This is a genomic window from uncultured Ligilactobacillus sp. (assembly GCF_948826705.1).
In the GTDB taxonomy this organism is placed as follows: Bacteria; Bacillota; Bacilli; order Lactobacillales; family Lactobacillaceae; genus Ligilactobacillus.
In genome coordinates, this window is sequence record NZ_CAQLEL010000157.1 from 1 (window position 1) to 3,264 (window position 3,264).

A 3,264-nucleotide genomic window follows, 5' to 3' on the forward strand; every position below is an offset into this window, starting at 1 on the left:
GATGTATGATGTGGCTAAATTTGGACGTGCTTACGACATCCAATATAAGAATGATGACGGCAATAAGATCAAACAAGCGAATGTGTTTGAAACGTTTGTGATCTATGACACGACTATCGAACGCAGACCAGTAGCGGCGGTAAGGATCGTTGAAGTTGGTTTCAGTAAAGATAGCGTGAAATCATATCAGACGATCCTGTATACCGATAAAAACATCGTTTATTTTAAGTCAAGCACGTTTAAAAATGCTGCCTTACAGGAAGATCACACCGATGGTCATTTCTATAATGGTGTGCCGATCGTTGAGTATCAGAGCAACAAATACCGCACGTCATGGTATGAAGATGTATTGCCGTTGATCGATGCTTACGACCAAGTGGAAAGTGATACGAGCAACTATATGACTGATGTTATCAATTCATTGTTAGTCATCAATGGTGATTTTTCGACTACTAATACTAACGTAAATGAGTTGATAAAGCAGATACAGCAGTATGGTATTTTAGGTCTTCAAAGTGGTATCGATCGCAATGGTAATGCTACAAGTGTTGACGCTAAATATATCAGCCCTGAATTTGATAGTGCTGCTAGTGAGAGTTACAAAGAGCGTATCCGCAAAGATATTTTTAACATCAGCAATATTCCAGATATGACTGATCAAAACTTTGCTGGCAATACAACGGGCGTGGCTATGCGGTATAAGATCTTTGGCTTTGAACAAGCTATCGGGCAAACGATCAACGCTTTTAAACGTTCGATTGCTGATCGTTGTGAATTGTTGTTCAACTTAGAAAGTAATCTATCTGTTTCCAAGAAAGAGCATTCTAATGTGTTAGTAGATTACACGCCTAATCTACCATATGCAGTAAGTGAAGAAGTAACGATGTTAATCGATGCAGGCGTGCCTATCTCACGTAAGACTTTATACGATTTAACACACTTTACCACGGCTGAAACTGAAGAAAGCAATCTCAAAGCAGAAGATGAGCAACTACAAAGCTCTGACAAGCTAACAGAGAGCTTTAAACAGGCTAACAATGTAAATAGATTAGACGATAAAGAAGTACGCTCAAATACGACTAAAGAAAGCAAAAACGGTGATGTAGATGGATAGCAAAGAGTACTGGCTCAAACGTGAGCAGGAACATGCTAAAGAATTGCGTAAGGTCGTATCGGGTAAGACCGATGAGATCATGAAAGAGTATCGTAAAGCTTTAAATGATATTGAAGCTGACATTAACCGTAACTTTCTACGCTATGCTAAAAACGGCAACATGACAATGTCTGAAGCTATGAAATTAGCTGATAAAATGGACGTTGAACGTTTTGCTGACAAGGCTAAGCAGTATGTGCAAAATATGGATACCTCACCGCAAGCTAATGCTGATTTGAAGTTGTACAACTTGAAGATGAGAGTAAGTCGCTTGCAACTGTTAAAAATGGAGCTCAACCTTGAGATCGATAATTTGACAGGAAAGTTAAATGATGAAGCTTACAAGCATTTGCACAAAGTCGCTTTAGATGAATATCGACGACAAGCAGGTATTTTAGGGCAAACGCTCAGGTTTGATGATAGAAAGGTCAAGCATCTTGTCAATGCATCATACAAACTTGGTAATGGTTATGTGACGTTTAGTGATAACGTATGGCATAACACTGAAATGCTTAAAGCTCGCTTAGGTAACGTGCTAAATAGTGCGATCCTACAAGGAAAGAATCCTAATCAATATATCTCTGAATTTAAGAAAATATTTGACGCTCAGCCGTATCAAGTTGGGCGTCTTTTGATTACTGAGACAGCTAGAGTACAAGGTGATGTTCAGCTAGATAGCTATAAACAAGGTGGTATCGAATGGTACGATATCAGCTTTGAAAGTGGTGCGTGTCGTATTTGTCGTCGTGCTGCTTCTGGTGGGCCATATCGGCATGATAGAGCTGTTGTAGGGTATAACATGTACCCGTTTCACCCTAATTGCTTATGTTCGATCATGCCTGCTGAAGAACCAAATTTAAAATTGGCCAAAGTCGATTTGGTCAATATTACAAATGCTGGTTTAAAACAACTAGGCGAAAACATGGATATTTTGTTTGATGATTATAAGCAAAAAACAGGTATTGATGTGTGGGAACTGATTTCTAAGAATAAATTTAGAGATGAATCAAAACCGTATGATGATGAGCGTGCAAGATTTATGAAGCACGTTTATCATCGTTTAGGTTATGACGCATTACCTAAACAAGTTACAAAATACTCTGATCCCAGCTCTAAAGTTTATCGTGGTGTGAGAGATTCGGCTAACATGACTGCTAAGGAATTTTTGGATAATATCAAGTTTGGTGAAATGATGATTTCGGGAGCAAAGTCATCTTCTAAGGGACGAGGGTTATACTTCACAGAGGCTATTTTGTATGCCAAAAATCATGCTAAACCTAATGGATTGATTTCAGAGTGGGGCATGTCATCTGAAATTTATTCAATAGGCATTAAAGAATTAGATAATATCGGAAATAGAATAAAACAATTAAGAGCATTAAGAGATACTGGTGATAGCATGGATGATCAATATGATATTTTGGCGATAGCTGCGGGATATGATATGATCGACGCAGGTTCCACTAAAAATATCATGAATCGAGGTATGCTTGAATGGTTAAAAAATACAAAATATTTGCCGGTGATGTAGAATTTTCCTACACTGGAAAGGAACTAACGAATTGGCATAATCTTACAGGTGAAGAACAAAATGAATTAAGGGAATTCATTTCCCATATGGCAGACGAATATGGTGAAGATGCGTGTTTTCATTTTGATGATCCAGAAGAACTATACTGGCCGAAGCTCACTCCCGAAGAGAGAGAAAATGTCAGAAAGGCTATCGAGCCACATATTATCAAAGTTAAGTAGTTATGTTAGCATTCAGCGTAAGTTGAGTGCTTTTTATTTTGTCTTTTTGTGATCGCAGACGTTAAAGAACGATCGTTAAAATATAAAACTGTATATGGATGACTAGGTGCGCGTGCTTGGAAGCTTTGCTTGTGAGTGGGCGCTTTTATTATGCCTAAATCGTGTGTATGTAGTCAGGAGGAGCCATCATGGATAATGAAGAAGTATTAGACCTAATAGCAACTGAAGAGGAACAAGCAAAGCCGTATAAAACATTTGAGTCGCAATCTGATTTGGATAGCTATACGGATAAGCGAGTAGCTAAAGCTTTAGAAACGGCACGTTCTAAATGGAATGATGAGCTTGATACCAAGTTAAAA

General features: G+C 38.3%; 3 protein-coding genes. All 3 read left to right on the forward strand.

The annotated features are described in order from the left end of the window. The coding region (locus Q9Q35_RS11780; protein WP_304653543.1) for a phage portal protein at positions 1–1,114 on the forward strand (1,114 nt) is incomplete at its 5' end. Continuing rightward, positions 1,107–2,684 (forward strand): minor capsid protein, encoded by a 1,578-nt coding sequence (locus tag Q9Q35_RS11785; protein ID WP_304653544.1) that lies wholly within the window; start codon positions 1,107–1,109, stop codon positions 2,682–2,684. The genes Q9Q35_RS11780 and Q9Q35_RS11785, both read left to right, overlap by 8 nt. Next, positions 2,648–2,905, forward strand: a complete 258-nt coding sequence (locus Q9Q35_RS11790) for a hypothetical protein (RefSeq protein WP_304653545.1) — start codon at positions 2,648–2,650, stop codon at positions 2,903–2,905. Before Q9Q35_RS11785 ends, Q9Q35_RS11790 begins: the two co-directional genes overlap by 37 nt. The last annotated feature ends 359 nt before the right edge of the window (positions 2,906–3,264 follow it).

Excerpts from the sequence above, each read along its gene's own strand:
- Q9Q35_RS11785 (WP_304653544.1), top strand. The coding sequence starts at position 1,107 with ATGGATAGCAAAGAGTACTGGCTCAAACGTGAGCAGGAACATGCTAAA.
- Q9Q35_RS11790 (WP_304653545.1), top strand. The coding sequence starts at position 2,648 with ATGGTTAAAAAATACAAAATATTTGCCGGTGATGTAGAATTTTCCTAC.